This window comes from Rhodopseudomonas pseudopalustris (assembly GCF_900110435.1).
GTDB lineage: Bacteria > Pseudomonadota > Alphaproteobacteria > Rhizobiales > Xanthobacteraceae > Rhodopseudomonas > Rhodopseudomonas pseudopalustris.
On record NZ_FODT01000002.1, the window covers coordinates 514,112 to 536,987 of the forward strand.

The window sequence follows — 22,876 nt, forward strand, 5'->3', positions numbered from 1 at the left end:
CCCTTCGCCCATATCGAGAATGGCGGACAAGGTCCGCTGCGACAACGGAAATGGACCATGCGCCGCCGCCCATGCAATTGATCTTTCGCAATCGTGCAATTCGCTTGCCGGTGTAGGGCTGTGGCGCAACAGACGGACAAAGATGGATCTTCATGCGGACCAGCCGGTTGGCGCGGCGCCGGCCTCGAGCTTGAGCCATTGGCTGAGCGCGGCCTGGCGGCGCAAATGGTCGGTGCTCGGCATTGCGCTGGTGCTGCTCGCCGCGGGGCTTGGTCTGGCCCGGCTGATGTTCGGTCCGCAAGTCATCGCCGTCCTGGTGGAGCGCGGCAATCTCGTGCAGACGGTGGTCGCCAGCGGCCACATCGAGACCCCCTACCGGGTCGAGATCGGCAGCCAGATCACCGGCACCGTCGCCGACGTGCTGGTGCGCGAAGGCCAGGAGGTCCGCGAGGGCCAGAAGCTGGTCGCGATCGAGGCCAGCGAGCTGCAGGCCGCAATGGTGCAGGCCGAGGGCGCGGTGGCGCAGGCCGAGGCGCGGGTGCGCCAGCTCCGCGAGCTGACCAAGCCGGCCGCCGATCAGGCGCTGCAGCAGGCGCACGCCAATCTGCTCAATGCGGAAGCCGCCTATGAGCGCGCGTCGAAGCTCGCCGCGTCGGGCTACGGCACCAAGGCGACGCTCGACGACGCCACCAAGAATCTCGACGTCGCTCGCACCCAGGTCCGCACCGCCGAGCTGCAAGTCTACACCTCGAGCCCGGTCGGTAGCGATTATGTGATGGCCGAGACCCTGCTCGGTCAGGCCCGCGCCAATCTCAACACCGCACGCGCACGGCTCGGTTACGCCAGCATCGTCGCGCCGCGCGACGGCGTGCTGATCACCCGCAAGGTCGAGCGCGGCAGCGTGGTGCAGCCGGGCAAGGCGCTGCTGGTGTTGGCGCCGGCCGGCGACAGCCAGATCGTGGTGCAGATCGACGAGAAGAATCTCGGCCAGCTCGCGCTCGGCCAGAGCGCGCTGGCCTCGGCCGACGCCTATCCCGACAAGCGGTTCGCGGCGCGGCTCAGCTACATCAACCCGTCGGTCGACATCAACCGCGCCTCGGTCGAGATCAAGCTCGCAGTGACCGACCCGCCGAACTATCTGCGCCAGGACATGACGGTGTCTGTCGACATCGCCACCGCCCGTCGCGAAAATGCGGTGATCGTCCCGGCGCGGGCGGTCAACGACGCGACGACGGTGCCCTATGTGCTGAAGGCCGAGAACGGCCGCGCAATCCGGCAGCCGGTCAGGCTCGGCCTGCGTGGCGTCGGCGCCTATGAAGTGATCGAGGGGCTCGTGCCGGGCGACCGGGTGATCCCGCTCACCACCGGCGTCAAGCCCGACCAACGCATCCGCGTGGTCGTGCCGTGAAGCGCTGGCTGCCGTTCGAGTGGATCGCCGCGGTGCGTTTCCTGCTCGACGGCGCGCTGCAGACGCTGGTGATCGTCGGCGGCATCGCGATCGGCGTCGGCGTCATCGTCTTCATGTCGGCGATGCTGGCCGGGTTGCAGGCCAATTTCATCAAGCGCGTGCTGACCTCGCAGCCGCAGATCCAGTTGATCCCGCCGGACCAAGTGGCGCGGCCGCTGCGCGACGAGCCCGGCACGGTCGAGGTCGCGACGGTGCAGCGCCCGACCCAGCGCGTCATCTCGATCGACCAATGGCCGAAGATCCGCGCCGAGATGCAGGCGCGGCCCGACGTCGTCTACGCCGCCGCCACCGCGTCGGGCTCGGCGTTGGCGCTGCGCGGCGACACCAGCCGCGCGATCACGCTGTACGGCATCGAGCCGGAGATCTATTTCCAGATCGTCAAGGTACCGGACTTCATCGTCGCCGGCGAAGCCCAGATCACCACCGAGGGCATCCTGATCGGCGTCGAGCTGGCGCGCGATCTCGGCGCTTCGCTCGGGGACAAGATCATCGTCTCGACGCCGCTGGCCGGCAATCGAGTCCTGACCATCAAGGGCATCTTCGATTTCGGCAACAAGGCCGCCAATCAGCGCAACACCTTCGTGACGCTGCGCAACGCCCAGAGCATGTTGGGCCTGATCGGCGGCGTGACCTCGATCGACATCACTGTCGCGGATATCTACACGGCGGAGACCATCGCGCAGGAAATCCAGGCGACGCTGCCGGTCAAGGCCGACAGCTGGATCAGGACCAACGCGCAGTTCTTCACCGCGGTGAAGGCGCAGCAGAATTCCAACACGCTGATCCGGCTGTTCGTCGGCCTGTCGGTGGCGTTCGGCATCGCGGCGGTGCTGATCGTTTCGGTGATCCAGCGCTCCAAGGACATCGGCATCCTGCGCGCGATGGGAGCCCGGCGCGAGCAGATCCTGCGGGTGTTCCTGATCCAGGGCGGGCTGCTCGGCTTCATCGGCGCACTGATCGGCTCGGGTCTCGGCGCGCTGGCGCTGTTCGCGTGGCACCAGTCGGCGCGCCAGGTCGACGGCAGCGAGCTGTTTCCGCTGATCCTGGAATCCGAACTTTTCATCGCGTCGTCGTTATTGGCGACGCTCACCGGCGTCGCGGCGGCGATCGCCCCGGCGCTGCGTGCGGCGCGGCTCGATCCGGTGGTGGCGATCCGTGGCTGAAGTCCTGCGCCTCGACGGCATCCGCAAGTCCTACAATGTCGGCACCCCGGTCGAGACCGAGGTGCTGCACGGCATCGACCTCACCCTGCACGCACGCGACTTTCTGGCGCTGATGGGGCCGTCGGGCTCGGGCAAGTCGACGCTGCTCAACATCATCGGCCTGCTCGACCGGCCGACCGCCGGGCGGCTTCTGATCAACGGCGTGGACGCGGGACAACTCGGCGATGCGGCGCTGACGCAGCTGCGCGGCCGCGCGATCGGCTTCGTATTTCAGTATCACTATCTGATCTCGGCCTTCACCGCGCGCGAGAACGTGATGATGCCGATGCTGGTCGATCGCGGCCGCCCGGACGGGGAGATGGAGCGCCGCGCCGACGAATTACTCGATCGCGTCGGTCTGAGCCGCTGGCGCAACAACAACGCCGCCAACATGTCCGGCGGTCAGCAGCAGCGCGTCGCCATCGCCCGCGCGTTGGCGATGAATCCCGACCTCGTGCTCGCCGACGAGCCGACCGGCAATCTCGACACCAAATCGGCCAATGACGTGTTCGAACTGATGCGCGAGATCAACCGCGAACGCGGCACCACGTTTCTGCTGGTCACCCACAACGACGACCTCGCCAAAAGCTGCGACCGGATCGTCCAGGTGGTCGACGGGCGGATCGCGGCGTCGGGCGTGAGTTTGCCTTAGCCGGGATAGGCGCAGCGAAGCCGATCGCTACGCCCCGTAGCTCGGGCTCATCGGAGCCGCGAGAGCAATTCAGCGTCGCTGTTTAACAGTGTATTTGGTCGCCACGCAGGCTTTCGCCACTCGCGCTCCGTCATCCTGAGGCGCGAGCGCAGCGAGCCTCGAAGGATGGGCCGCACGCATCACAGCCTTGCTGCCAGCGACGCGCCATCCTTCGAGGCTCGCCGAAGACGGCGAGCGCCTCAGGATGTCGCCCGGGAGCGGCGACAAGCCTCGCCATCCCGTGTCCCGGTCGCGATGCGGCATGCAATGCCGCTTCGCAGAACCGGGACCTTCACGCGCACCAAGCCGTGGTTCCGCGCCGGGCCGCTCAGCGCGTCTGCGGCGTGATGCGGTCTTCGGCTTTGAAGTATTTGCGGGCGTGGGCGACGATCTGGCCATCGCTCGGATGATCGACGGTCTCGACCGCGGCGATCTTCGCCTTCAGCGCCGGATTATGCTGTTCGATATATTTGACAAGCTCGTTCTTGGTCTGGGCCGGGCCGACCACCAGCACCGCGCCGGCGTCCGAAATTGCGTCCATCGCCGCCTTCAGGTAGTGCGGATCCTCGGCCTTGTGTTGCAGATGCTTGGTGGGATGATCCGGATGCACGACCGTGCGCTCGACATCGTCCGGATTGAAATGGAAGACGCGCGCTTCCTTGTGGTCAATCCAGATCACGGCGTGGAAGTGGTGGGCAGTCATGAGCGGTCCTTTCAGAGGGTGCGCCGGATCGGCCGGCGCCCCGGGTTCCTTATCTTCCGATCGCCGCCCGGATCATGCGCTCGATCAATTCGCCGCCTGTTTCTTGATCAACGGGCAGGCCGGGTCGGGCGGGCCGAACGCCTCTTCACCGGAGATATGCGCGAGGATCTTGTAATAGTCCCACGGATATTTTGACTCCTCCGGGCTCTTGACCTGAACCAGCATCAAGTCGTGCACCATCAGACCGTCCTCGCGCAACTTGCCATTGCGCGAGAAGAAATCCTCGATCGGCTTCTCGCGCATCTTGGCGGCGACCTTGAGCGGCTCGTCGGTGCCGGCCTCCTTGATGCCTTGCAGATAGTGCGTCACCGCGGAATACACGCCGGCCTGCCACATCGTCGGCATCCGGTTCATCTTGGCGAAGTAGCGCTTCGACCATTCGCGGGTCTTGTCGTCCATGTCCCAATAAAACGACGTCGTCAGTAACAGGCCCTGCGCGGCGGGCAGGCCGAGCGAATGGATGTCGGTGATCAGCGCCAGCAGCGCCGCCATCTGTTGTCCGCCCTTGAAGACGCCGAACTCGGCGCCGGTCTTAATTTCATTGATGTTGTTCGGCGGGCCGCCGGCGATGCCGATGATCTTGGCCTTCGAGGCCTGAGCCTGAAGTACGAAGGACGACAGGTCCGGCGTCGCGAACGGCGGACGCACCGAGCCGAGCACCTTGCCGCCGGTCTTGGTCACCACCGCTGCGGCGTCGCGCTCCAGCGACAGGCCGAAGGCATAGTCGTCGGTGATGAAGAACCAGGTGTCGCCGCCGCGTTTCACCACCTCCTGCGCGGTGCCGACCGCGAGCGCGCGGGTGTCGAACACCCATTGCATCGTGTAGGGGCTGCAGTACTTGCCGTGAAAATCGGCGGCGCCGGTCGATTGCGTGATGAACATCCGCTTCTTTTCGTTAGCGATGTTCTGAACCGCGAGACCGACCGCGGAGACCGGCACGTCGACGATCAGGTCGACCTGTTCGACGTCGTACCAGCGCCGCGCCAGAGCGCCGCCGATGTCGGGCTTGAGCTGGTGGTCGCCGACGATGACGCTGATCGGCTTGCCCAGCACCTGGCCGCCGAAATCGTCGATCGCCATTTGCGCGGCCGTCATCGAACCCTGGCCGGTCGGCGTCGACGCGGGACCGTTCATATCGGTCAGTACACCGATCTTGACGATGTCGTCGGACACCTGGGCGAATGCGGTCGAGGATGACATGAGCGCAGCCGTCATCATCGCCGCCGCGAGAGGCTTGGCGAACATTCTGGTCTTCTCCCTTGTTCCGGCTCTTCGGCCGTGTTGTGATCGCGAACTTACACCATTCCGAAGCTGCTGCAATTTGCCGGCGCGAAGCGACGACCAGGGGCCGACACCGGCTGAGCCGAGGCTGCGGTCACACGCTGAAATTGTTCCTGTTCGCCGGCGTCGCCATCATGATAATTGGGGCGCGCGATCCCGGCACGCATCGCGCACCCCTTTGAAGGCGCAGTCGGCGAAGGCGCAGTCGGCGTGATGCAAGTCACGATCCCGGCGACGCTGCTCGCATCATGGCCGCTGCGGCGACACGCCGCGAAAACGATGCTAAGCGGTCGGCAGAGTTGCTCGTTGCCGGTCCTGCACAACATTCCGAAAGAGTCGCGATGAACGCCAGCCCGTCCGCCGATGAAGATCTGCTCTACACCGTCGCGGATGGCATCGGCCGCCTGACCTTCAACCGACCGCAGGCGCGCAACGCGCTGACCTTTGCGATGTACGAGCGGATGGCGGCAATCTGCGAAGAGATCAATGCAGACCGTTCGATCAAGGCGCTGATCCTGACCGGCGCGGGCGACAAGGCGTTCGCCGCGGGCACCGACATTTCGCAGTTCCGCGCCTTCAAGACGGCGCAGGACGCGCTCGATTACGAAGCCCGGATCGACCGCGTGCTCGGCGCGCTGGAGCAATGCCGCGTCCCGGTGATCGCCGCGATCGCAGGCGCCTGCACCGGCGGCGGCGCAGGCATCGCGGCCTGCTGTGACTTCCGGATCGGCACCGCCGCAACGAGGATCGGGTTTCCGATTGCGCGCACGCTCGGCAATTGCCTGTCGATGTCCAACATCAGCCGCCTGATCGCGCTGGTCGGCCCGGCGCGAACCAAGGACATGATTTTCACCGCGCGGCTGATCGAGGCGCCGGAGGCGCTGGCGCTCGGGCTATTGAACGAAGTAACGCCGGACGTCGAGACGTTGCAGCGCCGCGCCACCGAGACCGCGCAATTGATGGCAAGCCACGCGCCGATCACTCTGGAAGTCACCAAAGAGGCGGTGCGCCGGATCCGGCGGACGCTGTCCCGCGACGAGGGCGAGGATCTGATCCTGCGCGCCTATATGAGCGAAGATTTCCGCGAAGGGATGGAAGCCTTCCTCGGCAAGCGCAAGCCGGAGTGGAAGGGCAAGTAGCCTGGCGTCAGAAAGACGGATCACGCGCCAGTTTCGCCAGCTCGCAGCCTTCGCAATAGCGCGCGTCCTTGTAGTCGATCCAGTTGTGGGCATAGACGCGGTCGGCCGGGATGTCGTAGCGGGTGCGAAGTACCCGCACCAGAACGCGCCATGCCGCGATCTGCGCCGCGGTGGCGGGCGCGGTGACATCCGGATAATTGCCGGCGAACTCGACCCCGATCGAATTGTCGCGGACCACCTGACGGAACGTCGACTTGTTGTCGATGTATTTGTTGTCGTTGCGGTTGGCACCGTCGCCATGGGTCGTGACGAAGGTTTCCGGCGTCGCCCAATACACCGTGCCGTCGGTCTCGACCCAGACCGTGACGCCGCGCCGGGTCGGGTTATTCGCCTGCGCGCGCGCGCCGTTGCGCGCCGATCCGGCCGGTCCCTCGGTCTGGTGCACGATGATGTTGCGCCACGGCGCCTTCCTGTAATCGCCCCACGGCGCGAGCCAGACGATCTTGAGCCCGGGAATCTCCGGCGTGCCCGAACCACGCGCGATCGTCGCCAGATCCGTCGATGGCGCTTGCGCCTGTGCCTCTCGCAACGGCAACAGCGCCGCGGCCAACAGCGCCAATCCGATCAGGCGGTGAATCATCGACGGCAATGGATCACCGACGGGAGCCTTGCGAGCGGCTTGGATCAGGCGGTTTTGCGCCATGGCTCGAATGCGGGAGGCGGAGGTTCCGGCGCCAGTTCATGGACCGCATAGCGATCCTTGCCGAGTTTCTTCGCATTGTACAGCGCCGCGTCCGCCGCCGCGATCAGCCGCTCGGGATGCATACCGATTTGCTGCGTCCACTGCGCCACGCCGATCGATGCGGCGATGTTGATCCCGTCGTCTTTACCCCGCGCCGACAGCGCGCGACTTTCCTCGAGGATGTGGCGGGCGATCATCGCGCCTTCGCGCAAGGTGGTCGCCGGCATCACCACACAGAACTCGTCGCCGCCGGCGCGCGCTAGAAGATCGCCGGGACGCAGTCGCGTCTGCGTGGCGCGTGAGAACCGTCGCAGGCATTCGTCGCCCGCCGCGTGGCCGTGGCCGTCATTGATGGCCTTGAAGCCGTCGAGGTCGATCGCCAGCACCGTGAAGGGTTCGCCGGTCTGCGTCGAGATCTGGCACTGTTTGGCCATCCGCTGCAGCAGGTGGCGTCGATTGGCGATGCCGGTCAGGTCGTCGAGCAGCGCGAGATTTTCGACCTCGGACCGCAGCCGGTCGATCGCCATCAGCATGAAGGCGAAGTTCAGCGTCATCGACAGGAACACCAGCGCCAGAACCAGCGAGGCCTGGAAATTATTGAACTCGATGATCGACAATTCGCCGCCGACGCCCATCATCGCAGCGACCGAGCGGACCGTGTAGGTCGCGAGCATCAGGATCGCCACCGTGCCGGCCATCCGTGCGCCGGGATTGCGGTGGGCTGTGCGCGACATCGTCAGCGGCAGCGTCATCGCCAGCGGCACCGCCTGGGAGAGCGAGTAGATCACGATCCTCGTCGCCATCGAGTCGACAACCAGAAGAAAGAAGGCGAGACCCCCGACGCAAAAGGCGGTCATGCTTAGCGGAAGCCACCAGCTCAAACGCCGGCCGTAGAAGCGGTAGATTCCCATCAAGATCAGGAAGGCCGCGAAGGCGACGGCGCCGCCGCCCGCGATCAGCATCACCTTTGTGTCCAACACGCCCCGCAGCATGCCGAAGACTGCGCCGAGCGAGACGACGAAGCAGGATGCGGTCCAGTAACGCGCCGGCGTGAAACTGGGATAGCTGCGCATCACGTGGGTCCAGACGAGGCCCAGCGCGAGGAAATTGACCAGGAAGACAACCCAGAGCGTCGGGATACTCAACATTGCGCAACCAAGGCGCAACGCGCTGCCAAGCCCCCGATCTGGAATACTTGCTGATGCATAGCCGCTCCCGAAGTTGCCTTCAGGTTGCATGTCCAGCGCTTAATGGAGTCTAAGGGAGCCTCGGAAAGCTACGAGTTGGTTTGAAAAGGATGAACGTTCCGCAGCCTTGGCGTCAGCCTTCGTTAACCATGCCGCGGTGGCCGGCTGCGATCGGCCGGAAGCCGAGGCAGCGCCGTGGGGCACGACCAAAAGCTATTTTGATCGATTCAGGGGCGATTCTCCCGCAAACCCTGCTTCAAATGCCGGCGGCGCTCCGATAGGGTCCGCCGCGACCGACGACGGCGCAATGCGCCCCAACCCCCGACATCAATGAAGATTACGCAAGCGTTCAGGTTCGAAGCCGCCCACCAATTGCCCAATGTTCCGGAGACGCATCGCTGTCGCCGGATGCACGGGCATTCTTATCGCGTCGAGCTGCAGCTCTCCGGGCCCGTCAATCCGACGACCGGCTTCGTGCTGGATTTCTTCGAGATCGAGGCTTCGTTCGGCCCGCTGCTGGCGAGGCTCGATCATTATTGCCTGAACGACATCGAAGGGCTGGAGAACCCGACCGCGGAAAATATCGCAATCTGGATCTGGACCCGAACCAAGCCGTCTTTGTCGGCATTGTCGAACGTTCGGGTCTACGAGACGCCCGACTGCTGGGCGGACTACGCCGGCGAAGACGCCGGCGATTGACGGTCGGATACGGGATTAAGCGCTACAGTTCGCCGGCGCAGAGTCCCGGCGTGCCCGTTCAGCGCGCAGCTGCGGCCGCGGCCCTGTTGCGGTCTTCCTCGGTCTCCTGCTCCCAGCGCAGAATGGTCGCGTAGAGATTCTGGAATTTGTTCGTGGTCTCGCCGTCGAACATCGGATCCTTGCTGGCCTCGATCCGGGCGTCGATCTTGGCCCAGTCCTCGGCAGTCAGGGTTTCCAGCGCGGCCGGGAACAGCAACTGCTCTTCCTTCGCCATGTGGCGGCGCTGATGCTCGAGGAAATCCTGCGCAGCAGCGTGGAAGGTCTGGCGCGGCAGTTCCTGGTCGGCCAGCACGTCATCCACCACCTTGGCGAAGCGGGCCAGGCGTTCGCCCTCGACCTCGTGCTCGGCCTCGACGTCTCCGACAGCGCCGGCGACCGCCGGATTGCGTTCCTTGAGGATCTGATAGACCACATCTTCCTTGGGATGATGGCAGGCTTCCGGGTACTCCTTGAAGTACTGGATGATGGCCTGGAAGATTTCGTAATCGGGCCGTTCGCGACGGTCGAACACGCTGAGTTCACGCTCGATCACACTGAGGAGCTTCGCAATGTTGCGGTGCTCTTCGTGCAGCAGTTCAATGATTCGTGACATGGCTGACCTCGACTGCTCGCTGACCGGAAACACCGCGGCTGCGGCAAAAATCCAAGGCGGAAGATAGTGGTCGGCGCGCGTCGATCCTTGCGTTAGATCAATGGCCGCGGGCCGCTATCAGTCGCAACAAGCAATCACTCCAATCGGGCGGTGCGCAGCCGCAGCGCATTGCCGATCACACTCACCGACGACAGCGACATCGCCGCCGCTGCAATGATCGGCGACAGCAGCAGGCCGAAGCTCGGATACAGGACGCCGGCCGCGATCGGGATGCCCGCCGCATTGTAGATGAAGGCAAAGAACAGATTCTGCCTGATATTGCGCATCGTCGCCCGCGACAGATGTCGCGCGCGGACGATCCCGCGCAGGTCGCCTTTCAGCAGCGTGATGCCGGCGCTTTCCATCGCGACGTCCGTGCCGGTTCCCATTGCAATGCCGACGTCGGCCGCGGCCAGCGCAGGGGCGTCGTTGACGCCGTCCCCGGCCATCGCAACGACGCGTCCTTGCTTGCGCAGATTTTCCACGACCGCGTTCTTCTGCTCCGGCAGCACTTCGGCTTCGACATTGGCGATGCCGAGTTTCCGCGCGATGGCGTTCGCCGTCGTGCGGTTGTCGCCGGTCAGCATGATCACCGCGAGGCCGTCAGCGGCGAGCGCCTTCAACGCCTCGGGCGTCGAAGCCTTGACCGGGTCGGCGACGGCGAACAGGCCTGCGAGCCGGCCGTCGATCGCGACGCTGACGACGGTGGCGCCGTCAGCGCGCAGTTGCTCGGACTGGTCGCGCAGCTCTTTTGTGTCGATGTCGAGCGAGGCGAGGTAGGCGGCGTTCCCGATCACCAATGTTCTGCCTGCGACCTTGCCGGTCGCGCCTTTGCCGGTCGGGGCATCGAATGCTTCGACCGGAGCGAGCTCGATGTTGCGATCCTTGGCCTCGGCGATGATCGCATGGGCGAGCGGGTGCTCGCTGGCGCGCTCGACGCTGGCTGCAAGCCGCAGCAGGTCGGTCTCATCGAAGCCGGCCGCGGCGACGATCTTGGTCACCTTGGGCTTGCCCTCGGTCAGCGTGCCGGTCTTGTCGATCACCAGCGTATCGACCTTTTCCATCCGCTCGAGTGCTTCGGCGTTGCGGATCAAGACGCCGGCCTGGGCGCCGCGACCGACGCCGACCATGATCGACATCGGCGTTGCAAGGCCGAGCGCACAGGGGCAGGCGATGATCAGCACGCTCACGGCGGCGACCAATGCGAAAGTCAGCCGCGGCTCGGGGCCGAACGTCGCCCAGGCGGCGAAAGACGCAAGTGCGGCCAGTACCACGGCCGGCACGAACCAGCCGGCGACGAGGTCGGCGATACGCTGGATCGGCGCGCGCGACCGCTGCGCCTGCGCGACCATCTGCACGATCCGCGACAGCATCGTGTCCCGGCCGATCTGATCGGCGCGCATCACGAAGCCGCCGGACTGATTCAGCGCGCCGGCGACCACCTTGCCGCCGGCCTCGCGTGTGACCGGCATCGATTCGCCGGTCAGCAGCGATTCATCCAGCGACGAGCGGCCTTCGAGGATCACGCCGTCGACCGGCACCTTCTCGCCGGGACGGACGCGAAGCTTGTCGCCAACAGCGAGGCTGGCGATTTCGACGTCCTGCTCGGCGCCGTCCGCCTCGATCCGCCGCGCGGTCTTCGGCGCGAGGTCGAGGAGCGCCTTGATCGCGCCGGAGGTCGCCTCGCGGGCGCGCAGCTCGAGCACCTGGCCGAGCAGCACCAGTACGGTGATGACTGCGGCGGCTTCGAAATACACCGGCACGGCGTCGCCATGGTTCCGGAGCGCTGGAGGAAACAGCTGCGGCGCCAGAGTTGCTACCAGACTGTAGACGTAGGCGACGCCGGTTCCCATCGCGACCAGCGTGAACATGTTGAGGTTGCGCGTAACCAGCGACTGCCAGCCGCGCACGAAGAACGGCCAGCCTGCCCACAGCACCACGGGCGTTGCGGATGCGAGCTGGATCCAGTTCGACAATGTCGGATCGATCAGGCCGTGGCCGCCGACGAGGTGGCCGCCCATTTCCAGAACCACCGTGGGCAGCGCCAGTGCGAGCCCGATCCAGAACCGGCGGGTCATGTCGATCAGTTCGGCGTTCGGTGGCGCATCGAGCGACACGAGTTCCGGCTCCAGCGCCATGCCGCAGATCGGGCAATTCCCCGGGCCGACCTGACGGATCTGCGGATCCATCGGGCAGGTGTAGATCGTCCCCTCCGGCACCACCGGCGCCTTCGACTTGTCGAGATAGGAAACGGGATCGGCGCCAAACTTCGTCAGACATCCGTCGCTGCAGAAATGGTGCGTGATCCCGCGATACGCGAAACGGTGCTGGCTGGTGGCCGGGTCAACGCTCATGCCGCAGACCGGATCGATCACCTTCGCGACCGCAGGTGAGGGGGCTTCATGGTCGCCACCGCAGCAGGACGAAACTGCGGCTTGCTGAGCGGTGTCGCTCGCTTTGCCGGAACAACAATTTGATTTTTCACCAGGAGAGCCGTTGCTCGCTTGCTCTATGCTCCGCATATTGCGTCTCCGTGGTTCTTGAAACCGATACCGTGTAGGGGTATGTAAGTGCGATGAAGTCAGACATCAAGGCATCTTGTCAGAAGCGCCTCGGCAGGATCGAGGGTCAGGTGCGCGGCATCTCCAAAATGCTGGATGAGGACCGCTATTGCATCGACATCGTCACGCAGATTTCAGCGGTCCGCGCGGCGTTGCGGCGGGTCGAGGAAGAGGTCTTGAAAGATCACGTCGCGCATTGCGTCGAACATGCGATCGCAAGCGGCGACAAGTCCGATCAGCGCCAGAAGATCGCCGAACTGATGGAGGTGATCCAGCGGTCCAGCCGTTGATCCGAGACGATCCAGAGACGACCACGTTGCGGTCGAACAATGGACCGATCAGTTCAACTGCTTCTTCTTGGCCGGCGGTCCAAACAGCGACTTCTTGACCGCCGTGATGCCGTTGGACAGCTGGGTCCAGCCGCAGGACAGCGGGTCGTTGTTGCAGGCGTATTTGGCCATTTGCACCGGCCGTTGTTTGTCGCCTGTGCGCGCCTTCTCGGACGGCGGAGGCGGCTTCGCAGGTGCGGAACGCGGCTTATCCACAGCCAATCGCGGCTTGACGATCGGGCGAGCCTCGGCCGGCGCCTTGTCCTGCGTTAGCGCTGCGATCTGTTGCTGTCTGGCTGCGAACGCTGCGGCGATGATGGTCTTGCGCCGCTGGTCGAGAAATTCGGTGTAGTGCTCGTCCATCTTGCGCAATTCTTCGGCGGTCGGGTTCGGCCCGGCGATGTCGAAGCTGCGGTTCTGCATGAAGTCGAAATAGCTGTAGCCGCCGCCCGGCTTGCGCCGGCCCGCGAATTTCGCGTCGCATTGCGCGACAAGAGCCGCCTTGGCGTCCTTGCCATCTGCGGCCTTCTCGCCTGTCTCGATGCAATCCTCGTAGTCGAGCGGTGCGCGGCTCGACCACCACTCCGCCTGCGCTTGCGACGGCAGGGTCGCTGCGGCCAGCGCAATCGCAAGATGGATCGAGGTCAGCGTTCGGAAATCGGTCATGCCCGTCCCAAGGCAGCGGATCACGCGAAGTTCGCAATGATTTCGCCGTCCGGGAGCGCGATTTGTCAAGCTTGACGGCCACGGCAGTCGCTAGCCAGTCCAACTTCGGCTCCCACATCAATGACAATGCCCGGCACCGCGGCTCGTTCAAGCCCGTGGGTGTCGAACACCACGAAAGATGTGACTCGCGCGCTTTCGCCCGTCGGCCGAATCCGCGCAGCGACTGCACCGCGCCGGCCGCAGCGGACTCTCATCGGTTTCCGACAGCATCAGCGAGGGGACGTGACTTACTCTCGCCGCGAGCACCATTTGGCTCATGGTTCACTCGGTCGTTGCAGCGAGTTTGGTCACTTGGCGTCGGCGAATTCCTTCTGGTGCAGCCAGGCGGTATGGCGCGGCGGCTTCTTGGTCTCCGCCCATTCGTCGACCATGGCATGGGCGACATCCTTCATCTGCGCGAGTTGCTGGGGCGTTGCGGTCCAGGCCGCGACTTCGAGCCGGTGGCCGCTTGGGTCCCAGAAGTAGATCGACTTGAAGATGGTGTGGTCGGTCGGCCCGACCACGTCGAGGCCGTTGGCCTCGGCACGCTGCTTCGCGCTCAGCAGCGCGTCGATGTTTTCGACCTGGAACGCGATGTGCTGGGTCCAGTCGGGCGTGTTGGGATCGCGGCCCATCGGCGGCGAATTCGGCAGTTCGAAGAAGGCCAGAATGTTGCCGGCGCCGGCATCCAGGAAGATGTGCATGTAGGGGTCGGGCGCTTTGGTCGAGGGCACCTTGTCCTCGGCGATCGCCCCGATCAAATCCATACCCATCACCCGGCCGTAGAATTCGACCGTCTGCTTGGCGTCCTTACAGCGATAGGCGACGTGGTGGATTTGCTGGATCTGCATGACATCCTCCCGACTTGCTTACTGCGTTTGATCCGCATTGGATCAAACGCGAGCGGCCGGGAGATTGACGTAGATCAACGATCAGCTGTGGCCGATCGAGTTCGCGCACGTACCAACCGCGCTTCGCATCAGCGCGGCGGCCAGCGCATCACAGGCGCCTCAGGCGGCGAAGTGCTCGGCCGAGACCGAATTGGCTTGATCGATGTGGTCGAGGTCGGACAATTTCGTCGTCGTCTTGCCGCGGCAGGACCACGAGATCAGCGCCTCGTCGTCGCTGATCGACAGGATGATCCCAGTAACGCTGCCATGGGCGGTCACCTCGTCGCCGACCGAGAACGTCTCGTTGGCGAGCGCGGCTTCCAGCGCGGCGCGAAGGCTGACATCGTCACGGCCGCCAGCGGCACGGAAAGCAGCGGTGGCCTTGGCGACCATATCGTCGGTGACTTTGAGTTTCTGGTTCATTGTTGTTACCCCGATCGGTCAGATCATCGACAGCGATACGCGTCGGCAATTAACGATCTACGACTATGGGCGGTGCGGCCAACCGCATGAGCTATTTTCCGTTAATGGAAAGCGCCAATTTCGCTGGCATATTACCGCTAGCGGTACTTATGCACCTGATGCGGCCGATTTGGATTGACCTGGATCAAAAATGGCAACGCGCGCCGAAGCGCGCGTTGCCGAACAAAACGGGCAGTTCTTTAGACGGCGACCGAATGCCGGACCGACGAATTGCGCAGGTAGGTGTCGAAAACCGAGGCAACCACGCGCGATAGCCGGATACCTTCCGGCGTCAGCGTCAGCTTGCCATGATCGCAGACCACGGCGCCATCGCGCTGCAGGTCGGCAAGCGCTTCCTCTTCCGGCGCATACCAATCATCGGCATAGCCGAAGGCGCGACCTGCCGCGGCGAGATCGATCTTGCCGTCACACATGATCCGCTCGATCACATGCGCCCGCAGATTGTCCTGCTGGGTGAGCGTGTGGCCGCGCGCGACCGGCAGCTTGCCGGCCGCAACGGCGCGCGCCCAGGCGCCGGTTTCGCTGATGTTCTGCAGATAGCCGCTCGGCGTACGGCCGATGGAGGTCGAGCCGATCCCGATCAGGGTCTGTGCGGCGTCGCTGGTGTAGCCCTGAAAATTGCGGTGCAACTCGCCGGTCTTCGCGGCGATCGCCAGAGAATCATTGGGCAGCGCAAAGTGATCGATCCCGATCCGGACGTAGCCGCCCTTGACCAGCGCGTCCGCCGCGGCGTCGGCTTGCTCGGAGCGCAAATCCGACTTGGGCAGCGAGTCGTCGGGAATCATCCGCTGGTTCTTGGCGACCCACGGCACATGCGCGTAGCCGAACAGCGCGACCCGGTCCGGTTTCATTTCGACGCACTGCTCGACAGTGCTGCGCAGGTCTTCGGCGGTTTGATAGGGCAGGCCGTAGATCAGATCGAAATTGATCCGTTGCACGCCCGCCGCCTTGAACCGGGCCATCGCATGGGCGACCATCTCCGGCGGCTGGATACGGTTGATCGCCGCCTGGACTTTCGGGTCGAACTCCTGGGCGCCGAAGCTCGCGCGGGTGAAGCCGAGCTCGCCGATCTTCGCGGCCATCTCGTCGGTCAGGGTGCGCGGATCGCTTTCGATCGCAACTTCGGCGTCGGAGACAAACTCGAAGCGTTCCCGCAGCAGTGTCATGATCGCGCCGAGGTCCTCGGGCTCAATGACGGTCGGAGTGCCGCCGCCGAAATGCAGATGGCGCACCGGCAGGGTTCCGGGCATCGCGTCGGCGACCAGATCGATTTCGTCGATCAGGCTCTCGACATAGTCGGCGACTGGTCCGTATTTCGACGCGAGCTTCATGTTGCAGCCGCAGTACCAGCACATCTGCTTGCAGAACGGCACGTGCAGATACAGCGAGATCGGCTCGTCGGTGTCGAGCTGGGCAAGCCAGCCGCGATAGACGGATTCCGGAAACTCGTTGGCGAAGTGCGGCGCGGTCGGGTAGCTGGTGTAACGCGGCACCGAGCTCTTGGCGTATTTGTCGAGGGCAGACGACATTGGCGTTTCTCTCACATCGTCCGCGGATCAACGCGCGGAAAGGGTTTCGGAATTGCCGGCGATCGAGGTCGAGCGCCGGGTCGCATAAATGTTGGCCGCGTCCGGAATGGTGGTCCAGTCCGCGACGAAGCGGCAGCAGTCGTCGCCGCGGGCTCCGCAGGTGGTTTCGGTCACCCTGGTATAGGGCGACACCAGCACCTGGAACAGCCGTTGAAAGACGGCGGCGTGCCAGACGCAGACCTGATGGTCGGCGTGCTCGCCGGCGCATAGCGGATTGGCTGCGATCTCGAACACGACGGTCTTGCCGACGCGCGACGAGAACTTGCCCGAGCCGGCGAATGTCCAGGCATGAGCGCCGATTGCTTTGGTCAGCATTCGCGCGGCGATCGGCGCCGGCATGATTTTCAGCACCGTCTGCGCCAGCTTCGGAATCCGGTTGGCGAGGATATAGTCGCCGGTCCGGCGCCCGGCGTCGTCGAGAATCGCCGCCGCCTGCTGCGGCGGCAGCAGTCTGCGGACCGTCCGATGAATCGCCGCGACCGGGCGCTCGTCGACCATCGCGGTCGGCGGATGCGCCAGCCAGTCGCTCGCAGCCGCCTCCGAGAAGATCTCGCTCGCGGCCGGCTGAAGGCCGGCCGCGTCGAGGGCGGTGATCAACTGCGTGACCGCGTTAGGGCCGATCTCGGCAACTGCCGGACCGGTCCCGGCGTCAGTGGCGGGTGTGCGAACCTGCTTCATTGGCGTTGTCCACCATGCGGCTGGTTACGGTCTCCGCCAATGCTTCCTTGGCGACTTCACAATTGCTCGGTTCCGACATCTGCTCGGAGCCGCCACCGCAGGCCGAGACGATGGCCATCTGCGAGGCCGCCGACTTTCGCGAACGATCGGCGTTGGCTTCCCAGTCTGAGGTCTGCGCGTCGGCGATCGTGCGGGTCGTGTCGAAGTGGAAGTCGACCTTCTTCTTCGACTGCGGCCCCCAATAGCCGACCCGGCCCAGATCGTAGAACTTTCGCTCGAATCCGGCCTTCAGGAACGCCTTGAGGCAGCCCAGCAGGTAACGTCGTCGTCGTCCGGTGCCGGACCACGGGTAGGAGAAGAACGCTTTGTACATGTAGAACCGGCGATAATTGTTCATCACCCGGTCGAGCAGTTCGCCGCGCTCCATCGCCGCCGGTTTCACGATCGGCGTGACGAAGTTGTATTTGGCGAAGTCGAACACCTCGACCTTGTCGCTCAGTTCCTTGAACAGCGGCGTGAACGGCCACGGCGTGTACATCGACCAGTTGGCGAGATCCGGCTTCCAGTCCATCGCCATGCGATAGGTTTCTTCCAGCGTCTCCGGGGTTTCGCTGTCGAGGCCGACGATGAACTGGGCTTCCACGACGATGCCGGCTTCGCGCAGCAGGCGGATCGCCTTTTTATTGTCGGAGATCTTGGTCTCTTTGTTGAACAGGTCGAGCTTGAGCTGCGCCGCAGCCTCGGTGCCGAGCGAGACGTGCATCAGGCCGGCTTCGTTGTAGAACTTCAGCAGCTGCTCGTCGCGCAGAATGTCGGTGACGCGGGTGTTGATGCCCCACTGCACCTTCTTGTTCAGGCCGCGCGCGATCAGTTCTTCGCAGAACTGAATGAACTTCTTGCGGTTGATGGTGGGCTCTTCGTCGGCCAGAATGAAGAAGCCGACTTGATACTTGTTCACCAACTCTTCGATCTCGTCGACCACCTTCTTCGGGTCGCGAACGCGATAGTCGCGCCAGAATTTCCACTGCGAACAGAACGAACAGGTGAACGGACAGCCGCGCGCCATGTTCGGAATCGCGACGCGGGTGTTCATCGGGATGTATTTGTAAAGGGTCCAGTCGAGGATGCCCCAATCCGGGCTGATCGCGTCGAGGTCCTTCACCGTCGGTGCGGCCGGCGTGGCGACGATCTTGCTCTCGCCGTTCATGCCCTCGGTGTAAGCGAGACCCTTGATCTCCGCACGATTGGCCTGCCACTGGCCGGACTCGACCGCACGCGCGAGCTCGACGACGATCTCTTCGCCTTCGCCGCGCACGATCACGTCGACCCACGGCGCTTCGGTCAGAACCTGTTGATACATGAAGGTGGCGTGCACGCCGCCCAGCATGGTGACGACCTTCGGATCGACCTGCTTGGCCGTCTTCAGCGTCTGCTCGGCCGCGTAAATCGACGGCGTGATGGAGGTGACGCCGACCAGGTCAGGCTTGTACTCCGCCATGATCGCGGCGAGCTTATCTTCCGAAAGATCCTCCGTCATCGCGTCGACGAACTTGATGTCGGTGAACCCGTTTGTCTTCAGCGCGCCCGCCAGATACGGCGCCCACGCCGGGGGCCAGTGGCCGGCGATCTCGGCGCCACCGGAATGATAATTCGGGTGTATGAGCAGGATGCGCACTGACTTAATCTCCCATGATTGTCAAGAAACGATGACATACGCAGTGTCAACCATTGTTGACGCAGATCAAACGAACGGCGGATCGCAAGCCGGAGACACTTGCTTCAGGCCTCTCCGGGATGCGTAGGGGGCGGCGTCTAGATCCTGTCGGCAGGTATCAAGACTCCGCAGCAAAGTTGGCGTCGTGCTGGAGCGCCCTGAGCGAGTCGACGTTCAGGCAGTAGCGCTGATACGATTGCAGCAGCGTGCCGGCGACGATGTCGTCGTTGCACTCCCGCTTGTGCTCGCACATCGCGCAGGTTCGCCGCAGATCGTTGAGCAACATCGGGTCCTTTTCCGCGAGCGCACGGATACTGATACCGAGCGCGTCGAGCAGGCAGGGGAGCTCCTTGGCGCTGCTTCCCTTGGTCGCGAGCGCGCGCACCTCGGAGGGGGACAGGTCGAGATCCTTCACCATGTTGGCCATTGCGCGGCCGAATGCTTCGAGTTCGCCCGGGCTGGCAGTGATCTCTTCCCATTCTCGGACGACGGCGGCGACGACATCGGTTACGGGCGCGTTGCTGATGCTAGGATTGCCGGATGCAGACATGATCGCCTCCAACGCAACTATTGTGCTGATATACTCACCGGCGTTCTGCATCCCATTGCGCCAGATCAAGGAGTGCGACGCGGTTGCGATGGATCAAAGATGTTATAATGACTGGGTCGCGCCGGTCCGAACGGCAGCACTGAAAACGACTGCCAAGACCGCGATTTCATGCCTCCGGGCGTGACGTGCCAACAATCGACATCCGCTCGCAAAGAGCGGGTCAAGGAAGCGGGAGGTCGGACGTGCTGCTTGCGCTTTTTGCTGACATTCATGCCAACCGGCAGGCCTTCACAGCGTGCATGGCCAAGGCGCGCGAGCAGGGGGCTGAGAAGTTCGTTCTGCTCGGCGACTATGTCGGCTACGGTGCCGATCCGGATTGGACCGTCAGCAGCGTGATCGATCTGGTCGACAACGGTGCGATCGCCATCCTCGGCAATCACGACAGCGCGATCGGCAATCCGAAAGTGCAGATGAACGCCGAGGCGGAGGCGGCGATCGAGTGGACCCGCGGTCAGCTCGACGTCGCGCAGCGCCAGTTTCTCGCAGGCTTGCCGATGAAGCATGAGGCCGGCAGCCTGCTTTACGTCCATTCCGAAGCGACGCGGCCGGAAAGCTGGATCTACGTCACCGACACTGCGATCGCGTCGCGCAGCATGCAGTCCGTCGCGGCGCATGTGACGTTCTGCGGCCACGTCCACAAGCCAGCACTTTATTCTTTGTCGGTCACCGGCAAGATGACCACTTTCGTGCCGACCGCAGACGTCCCGGTGCATCTGTTGCCTGGCCGGCAATGGCACGCCGTGCTGGGTTCGGTGGGCCAGCCGCGCGACGGCAATCCTGCGGCGGCCTATGCGCTCTACAATACCGAGAAGCGCGAGCTGACCTATTGCCGCGTGCCGTACGACGTCGAGGGCGCGGTCCGCCGGATTCGAGACAACGGCCTGCCGATCTGGCTTGCCGAGCGTCTGCTCGTCGGGCGGTGATCGCGATGGATCGCCACTCGTTCGAGCCCGGCTCGGTGGTCGACGGCTATATCATCGAGGGTCCGCTGCATCGCGGCGGCATGGCGTCCCTGTTCGCGGTCCGGCGCGCCGACGATCCGACGCCCATGGTGATGAAGATTCCGCGGATGGGCGAGGGCGAAGACCCCGCCGCGATCGTCAGCTTCGAGATGGAGCAGATGCTGATGCCGCGGCTGAGCGGGCCGCATGTCCCCCGATTCGTCGGACTCGCCGATTTTTCGACGCAGCCTTACATCGTGATGGAGCGGATCGCCGGCGAGCCTTTGCTGTCGCGGTTGCCTGATCTGCCGTTGTCCGATGACGAGGCCGTCGGGATCGCGGCGAAGATCGCCGCAGCGCTTGCCGATCTCCATCGCCAGCATGTGATCCACCACGACATCAAACCCAGCAACATCATGTTCCGGCCAAGTGGCGAGGCGGTTCTGCTCGACATGGGGCTTGCCTGCAGCGATCAGTTGCCCGACCTGATGCAGGAGGAATTCCGGCTTCCGTTCGGCACCGCGCCCTATATGGCGCCGGAGCGACTTCTCGGGGTGCGCAACGATCCGCGCAGCGACCTGTTCGGCCTCGGCGTGCTGCTTTACTTCTTCACCACCGGCGTCCGTCCGTTCGGCGAAACCGAGACGATGTACGGCATGCGCCGGCGGCTGTGGCGCGATCCGGCGCCGCCGCGCAAATTGCGACCGGACTATCCGCCCTGGCTACAGGAAATCGTGCTGCGTTGTCTGGAGATCGAGCCGGCCTGGCGCTACCCAACGGCCGCGCAACTGGTGTTCGATCTCACCCATCCCACAGAGGTCAAACTCACCACCCGCTCGGAGAAGCTGAAGCGCGATTCGCTGAAGACGGTGCTTCGCCGCCGCTTCAACAAGGAGCTGACGCGGTCGCGCAAGGAGACGCTCGCGGCGCACCTCGCGTCGGCCCCGATCGTCGCGGTCGCGATCGACGTATCGGAAGGTGCGGCAACTCTGAACGAGGAGTTGCGGAGCACAGCGGGGCGCATCCTGGCGACGCTGCCGTCCGCGCGGCTCGCCTGTCTTAACGTGCTGAAGCTCGGCCGCATGACGATCGACCGGACGCTGGACGAGCACGGACACAACAAGCATGTCGATCGTCTGGTCGCGCTGCGGCACTGGGCTGAGCCGTTGAAGCTCGATGACGCTCGTCTCACCGTGCATGTGCTCGAGGCGGTCGATCCGGCCTCGGCGATCCTCGAATTCGCGCAGGCGAGCCGCGTCGATCACATTCTGATCGGCGCGCGCCGCAATTCGGTGTTGCGCACACTCGCCGGCAGTGTCTCGGCGAAGGTCGCCAGCGAAGCGAACTGCACGGTCACGATCGTCCGCTCCGCCGTCGCCGCGCAGGTGCGGACATCTGGAAAACATGCCGCGTCTCAGGACAACTGAGGCGGTCCAGGCAGGACGATCGTCGTGTCGAGGGATTGGCTTTCGGGCGTCTCCACGTGGAGACGTTCAGTCAGTTGATCATCAGACGGTCATCAACCGCTGCTACGCCGGGTGTCGACCACGCGGCGTTCTGAACAGCGCGACGTTCGTCCCAGGTATCGACGCGGCCCTCCAGAACGACCATGTTGCCGTTCTTCACCGTGACGCGAATGCCTTTGGATGCGATCTCGGCGTGGCGCTCAAGTGCGGATTCGAGTTTAGACCGGATACAGGAATGGTCGCCGAGTGGATTGTTGATGACGATATCGTTCGTAACGCCGACGACGCCGGCGAGCTTTCGGACGTCGTCCTCGGCGGCGGCTCGTTCGTAGTACCAGTCAACGGTGCCGCTCAGCGTCAGCCATCCATCTTCGACCTGAACCTCGATCGAATTCGCCGGCACCAAAATGTTCCAGTCGAGGATGTCGGATGCGCGCTGCGCGATCTGGTCGTCGGCGGTCTTGGTGAATGGGTAGCAAACGTCGATGTGCTCGGAGATCGCATGCACACCTTTGACGCGACGCGTCGCTGCGATCGCCGCGAGTTTCTCGGCGTAGCTGATGACGTGACCGGTGAGGATCACCACGTCGCCTTCAACAGTGACATTGATGTGCCCGCTGTTGAAGCTCGGATCGAACTCGAACTCGTCAAGGATGTCTTGACGAAGCTGGGACTCAGACATGGTCGGCCTCTGGAGTTCCGCCGCGCTAACGGGCGGCATCTTCCGTGCTTGAAGGTCAAGCACATTGATCCCAATCAAGAAGAAGCGACGTCAAGGTTGATCTACGTCAAACGCCGTCATCATGGTTTCGGCGCCGTAATCCCAACAACCCAATAGTCGAGGATAGCGTTCGACAATCGTCGTTGTCCTCGCATTGCGTCGCGTTCGCGAGCGACTCGAGTGTCAGGATTTGCTGACACTTGTTTCGATCCTGTCGATGCCAACGAACGAGGCATCACGCGCGTCGTGTGTCAAAATCAGCGAAGGGCGACAGGTCTCATTCGCGCGGTGCTAATCGCATCGCGCGGTGACATAGAATGCAGAGG

At 64.0% G+C, this 22,876-nt stretch carries 22 protein-coding genes; 8 read left to right on the forward strand and 14 right to left on the reverse strand.

Annotation, left to right across the window (positions count from 1 at the left end; all coding sequences use genetic code 11):
* Nucleotides 1-142 precede the first annotated feature (142 nt).
* Genes BMY71_RS05790 through BMY71_RS05800 form a run of 3 tightly spaced genes read left to right on the forward strand, consistent with a single transcriptional unit; the run spans nucleotide 143 to nucleotide 3,322 of the window.
* On the forward strand, nucleotides 143-1,408 hold the full coding sequence (locus tag BMY71_RS05790; protein WP_011501890.1) for an efflux RND transporter periplasmic adaptor subunit: 1,266 nt from the start codon (nucleotides 143-145) through the stop codon (nucleotides 1,406-1,408).
* Nucleotides 1,405-2,631 carry an ABC transporter permease gene (locus BMY71_RS05795; RefSeq protein ID WP_041805203.1) on the forward strand — a complete coding sequence of 409 codons (1,227 nt, stop codon included), beginning with the start codon at nucleotides 1,405-1,407 and terminating at the stop codon, nucleotides 2,629-2,631. The genes BMY71_RS05790 and BMY71_RS05795 overlap by 4 nt, the downstream gene beginning before the upstream one ends.
* Entirely contained in the window at nucleotides 2,624-3,322 is a 699-nt protein-coding gene (locus BMY71_RS05800) for an ABC transporter ATP-binding protein (RefSeq protein ID WP_092682479.1), read from the forward strand. Before BMY71_RS05795 ends, BMY71_RS05800 begins: the two co-directional genes overlap by 8 nt.
* Nucleotides 3,323-3,689: 367 nt before the next feature.
* On the opposite strand, the gene BMY71_RS05805 is transcribed toward BMY71_RS05800, so the two are convergent.
* On the reverse strand, nucleotides 3,690-4,064 hold the full coding sequence (locus tag BMY71_RS05805) for a hypothetical protein (protein ID WP_011501893.1): 375 nt from the start codon (nucleotides 4,062-4,064) through the stop codon (nucleotides 3,690-3,692).
* Nucleotides 4,065-4,148: 84 nt separating this feature from the next.
* Complete coding sequence (locus tag BMY71_RS05810; protein ID WP_092682308.1) at nucleotides 4,149-5,369, reverse strand: ABC transporter substrate-binding protein; 1,221 nt, start codon at nucleotides 5,367-5,369, stop codon at nucleotides 4,149-4,151.
* Nucleotides 5,370-5,746: 377 nt separating this feature from the next.
* Here BMY71_RS05810 and BMY71_RS05820 point away from each other — a divergent pair, with 377 nt between their 5' ends.
* Nucleotides 5,747-6,544, forward strand: a complete 798-nt coding sequence (locus tag BMY71_RS05820; protein ID WP_092682312.1) for an enoyl-CoA hydratase/isomerase family protein — start codon at nucleotides 5,747-5,749, stop codon at nucleotides 6,542-6,544.
* Between the two features lie 7 nt (nucleotides 6,545-6,551).
* Here the strand turns inward: BMY71_RS05820 and BMY71_RS05825 are convergent, their stop codons facing one another.
* Both BMY71_RS05825 and BMY71_RS05830 read right to left on the reverse strand, forming a co-directional pair.
* Nucleotides 6,552-7,184 (reverse strand): peptidoglycan recognition protein family protein, encoded by a 633-nt coding sequence (locus BMY71_RS05825; RefSeq protein ID WP_092682481.1) that lies wholly within the window; start codon nucleotides 7,182-7,184, stop codon nucleotides 6,552-6,554.
* Nucleotides 7,185-7,228: 44 nt separating this feature from the next.
* A complete protein-coding gene (locus BMY71_RS05830; RefSeq protein ID WP_041805205.1) occupies nucleotides 7,229-8,434 on the reverse strand; it encodes a GGDEF domain-containing protein in 1,206 nt (401 codons plus the stop codon).
* 369 nt (nucleotides 8,435-8,803) lie between these two features.
* On the opposite strand from BMY71_RS05830, the gene queD reads away from it, so the two are divergent.
* Entirely contained in the window at nucleotides 8,804-9,172 is a 369-nt protein-coding gene (gene queD / locus BMY71_RS05835; RefSeq protein ID WP_092682314.1) for a 6-carboxytetrahydropterin synthase QueD, read from the forward strand.
* A 58-nt stretch (nucleotides 9,173-9,230) separates the two neighbouring features.
* Here the strand turns inward: queD and BMY71_RS05840 are convergent, their stop codons facing one another.
* Both BMY71_RS05840 and BMY71_RS05845 read right to left on the reverse strand, forming a co-directional pair.
* Complete coding sequence (locus tag BMY71_RS05840; protein ID WP_011501900.1) at nucleotides 9,231-9,824, reverse strand: hemerythrin domain-containing protein; 594 nt, start codon at nucleotides 9,822-9,824, stop codon at nucleotides 9,231-9,233.
* A 134-nt stretch (nucleotides 9,825-9,958) separates the two neighbouring features.
* The gene (locus BMY71_RS05845) at nucleotides 9,959-12,385 is read right to left on the reverse strand and encodes a heavy metal translocating P-type ATPase (protein WP_092682316.1); all 2,427 of its coding nucleotides are present in this window, start codon (nucleotides 12,383-12,385) and stop codon (nucleotides 9,959-9,961) included.
* Between the two features lie 53 nt (nucleotides 12,386-12,438).
* Between BMY71_RS05845 and BMY71_RS05850 the strand changes: the two genes are divergently transcribed.
* Nucleotides 12,439-12,714 (forward strand): metal-sensitive transcriptional regulator, encoded by a 276-nt coding sequence (locus BMY71_RS05850; protein ID WP_011501902.1) that lies wholly within the window; start codon nucleotides 12,439-12,441, stop codon nucleotides 12,712-12,714.
* Between the two features lie 48 nt (nucleotides 12,715-12,762).
* Here BMY71_RS05850 and BMY71_RS05855 read toward each other — a convergent pair whose 3' ends face one another.
* The 7 genes from BMY71_RS05855 to BMY71_RS05885 form a co-directional block, all read right to left on the reverse strand.
* Complete coding sequence (locus BMY71_RS05855) at nucleotides 12,763-13,419, reverse strand: hypothetical protein (RefSeq protein ID WP_092682318.1); 657 nt, start codon at nucleotides 13,417-13,419, stop codon at nucleotides 12,763-12,765.
* Between the two features lie 347 nt (nucleotides 13,420-13,766).
* Complete coding sequence (locus BMY71_RS05860; RefSeq protein WP_011501904.1) at nucleotides 13,767-14,309, reverse strand: VOC family protein; 543 nt, start codon at nucleotides 14,307-14,309, stop codon at nucleotides 13,767-13,769.
* Nucleotides 14,310-14,468: 159 nt separating this feature from the next.
* Entirely contained in the window at nucleotides 14,469-14,771 is a 303-nt protein-coding gene (locus BMY71_RS05865; RefSeq protein WP_011501905.1) for a hypothetical protein, read from the reverse strand.
* Between the two features lie 239 nt (nucleotides 14,772-15,010).
* Nucleotides 15,011-16,360 (reverse strand): oxygen-independent coproporphyrinogen III oxidase, encoded by a 1,350-nt coding sequence (gene hemN, locus BMY71_RS05870; protein ID WP_092682319.1) that lies wholly within the window; start codon nucleotides 16,358-16,360, stop codon nucleotides 15,011-15,013.
* A 27-nt stretch (nucleotides 16,361-16,387) separates the two neighbouring features.
* Nucleotides 16,388-17,098, reverse strand: a complete 711-nt coding sequence (bchJ, locus tag BMY71_RS05875; RefSeq protein WP_011501907.1) for a bacteriochlorophyll 4-vinyl reductase — start codon at nucleotides 17,096-17,098, stop codon at nucleotides 16,388-16,390.
* Nucleotides 17,070-18,773 (reverse strand): magnesium-protoporphyrin IX monomethyl ester anaerobic oxidative cyclase, encoded by a 1,704-nt coding sequence (gene bchE / locus BMY71_RS05880; protein WP_011501908.1) that lies wholly within the window; start codon nucleotides 18,771-18,773, stop codon nucleotides 17,070-17,072. Before bchE ends, bchJ begins: the two co-directional genes overlap by 29 nt.
* Nucleotides 18,774-18,930: 157 nt before the next feature.
* Nucleotides 18,931-19,362, reverse strand: a complete 432-nt coding sequence (locus BMY71_RS05885; RefSeq protein ID WP_092682483.1) for a hypothetical protein — start codon at nucleotides 19,360-19,362, stop codon at nucleotides 18,931-18,933.
* A gap of 242 nt (nucleotides 19,363-19,604) precedes the next feature.
* Between BMY71_RS05885 and BMY71_RS05890 the strand changes: the two genes are divergently transcribed.
* Together BMY71_RS05890 and BMY71_RS05895 are read left to right on the forward strand one after the other, a co-directional pair.
* Nucleotides 19,605-20,345: a metallophosphoesterase family protein gene (locus BMY71_RS05890; protein ID WP_011501910.1), complete on the forward strand. Its 741-nt coding sequence runs from the start codon at nucleotides 19,605-19,607 to the stop codon at nucleotides 20,343-20,345.
* Between the two features lie 5 nt (nucleotides 20,346-20,350).
* Nucleotides 20,351-21,790, forward strand: coding sequence for a serine/threonine protein kinase (locus tag BMY71_RS05895; RefSeq protein ID WP_092682321.1), 1,440 nt, complete (start codon nucleotides 20,351-20,353; stop codon nucleotides 21,788-21,790).
* A gap of 70 nt (nucleotides 21,791-21,860) precedes the next feature.
* Here BMY71_RS05895 and BMY71_RS05900 read toward each other — a convergent pair whose 3' ends face one another.
* On the reverse strand, nucleotides 21,861-22,511 hold the full coding sequence (locus tag BMY71_RS05900) for a BON domain-containing protein (RefSeq protein WP_011501912.1): 651 nt from the start codon (nucleotides 22,509-22,511) through the stop codon (nucleotides 21,861-21,863).
* Nucleotides 22,512-22,876: the final 365 nt, after the last annotated feature.

Bases quoted from the DNA above. Each gene is read 5' to 3' on its own strand.
- BMY71_RS05885 (WP_092682483.1), bottom strand. From the start codon at position 19,362: ATGTCTGCATCCGGCAATCCTAGCATCAGCAACGCGCCCGTAACCGAT.
- BMY71_RS05820 (WP_092682312.1), top strand. From the start codon at position 5,747: ATGAACGCCAGCCCGTCCGCCGATGAAGATCTGCTCTACACCGTCGCG.
- queD (WP_092682314.1), top strand. From the start codon at position 8,804: ATGAAGATTACGCAAGCGTTCAGGTTCGAAGCCGCCCACCAATTGCCC.
- BMY71_RS05895 (WP_092682321.1), top strand. From the start codon at position 20,351: ATGGATCGCCACTCGTTCGAGCCCGGCTCGGTGGTCGACGGCTATATC.
- BMY71_RS05825 (WP_092682481.1), bottom strand. From the start codon at position 7,184: ATGATTCACCGCCTGATCGGATTGGCGCTGTTGGCCGCGGCGCTGTTG.
- BMY71_RS05855 (WP_092682318.1), bottom strand. From the start codon at position 13,419: ATGACCGATTTCCGAACGCTGACCTCGATCCATCTTGCGATTGCGCTG.
- hemN (WP_092682319.1), bottom strand. From the start codon at position 16,360: ATGTCGTCTGCCCTCGACAAATACGCCAAGAGCTCGGTGCCGCGTTAC.
- BMY71_RS05840 (WP_011501900.1), bottom strand. From the start codon at position 9,824: ATGTCACGAATCATTGAACTGCTGCACGAAGAGCACCGCAACATTGCG.
- BMY71_RS05790 (WP_011501890.1), top strand. From the start codon at position 143: ATGGATCTTCATGCGGACCAGCCGGTTGGCGCGGCGCCGGCCTCGAGC.
- BMY71_RS05805 (WP_011501893.1), bottom strand. From the start codon at position 4,064: ATGACTGCCCACCACTTCCACGCCGTGATCTGGATTGACCACAAGGAA.
- BMY71_RS05860 (WP_011501904.1), bottom strand. From the start codon at position 14,309: ATGCAGATCCAGCAAATCCACCACGTCGCCTATCGCTGTAAGGACGCC.
- BMY71_RS05865 (WP_011501905.1), bottom strand. From the start codon at position 14,771: ATGAACCAGAAACTCAAAGTCACCGACGATATGGTCGCCAAGGCCACC.
- BMY71_RS05845 (WP_092682316.1), bottom strand. From the start codon at position 12,385: ATGCGGAGCATAGAGCAAGCGAGCAACGGCTCTCCTGGTGAAAAATCA.
- BMY71_RS05900 (WP_011501912.1), bottom strand. From the start codon at position 22,511: ATGTCTGAGTCCCAGCTTCGTCAAGACATCCTTGACGAGTTCGAGTTC.
- BMY71_RS05850 (WP_011501902.1), top strand. From the start codon at position 12,439: ATGAAGTCAGACATCAAGGCATCTTGTCAGAAGCGCCTCGGCAGGATC.
- BMY71_RS05810 (WP_092682308.1), bottom strand. From the start codon at position 5,369: ATGTTCGCCAAGCCTCTCGCGGCGGCGATGATGACGGCTGCGCTCATG.
- BMY71_RS05830 (WP_041805205.1), bottom strand. From the start codon at position 8,434: ATGTTGAGTATCCCGACGCTCTGGGTTGTCTTCCTGGTCAATTTCCTC.
- bchJ (WP_011501907.1), bottom strand. From the start codon at position 17,098: ATGAAGCAGGTTCGCACACCCGCCACTGACGCCGGGACCGGTCCGGCA.